The organism is Aliamphritea spongicola, assembly GCF_017051665.1.
GTDB lineage: Bacteria > Pseudomonadota > Gammaproteobacteria > Pseudomonadales > Balneatricaceae > Amphritea > Amphritea spongicola.
Map to the genome: position 1 here is coordinate 1 of NZ_JAFIDL010000070.1, position 308 is coordinate 308.

Sequence of the window (308 nt, forward strand, 5' to 3'; positions counted from 1 at the left end):
GGCCTGGACGTTGTATTCCCACTGACCGTAACCGGTCAACTGGTTATTGATTTGCGTTTCGCCTTTGAAGCCCAGGCGAACATAGGTCATATCGCCGTCATTGGACTTACTGTCGCTGAAATAATGCTTGGCGTTAACGCGGCCGTACAGGTCGAGTTTATTACCATCCTTATTGTAGATTTCAGCCGCGTTGGCGAAGGAGGTGATCGCCCCGAGGGCGACAGCTAAGGCTAATACACTGCGTTTCATCATTTATTTTCCTAGATATTATAATTAGAACCCTGCCCGTCACGCCCAATTTATAGTTT

General features: G+C 47.7%; 1 protein-coding gene. It reads right to left on the reverse strand.

Translation table 11 applies throughout. The annotated features are described in order from the left end of the window. Positions 1-252 (reverse strand): porin (locus JYB63_RS22785; protein ID WP_272873606.1); only part of this gene is annotated, 252 nt, incomplete at its 3' end. Positions 253-308: the final 56 nt, after the last annotated feature.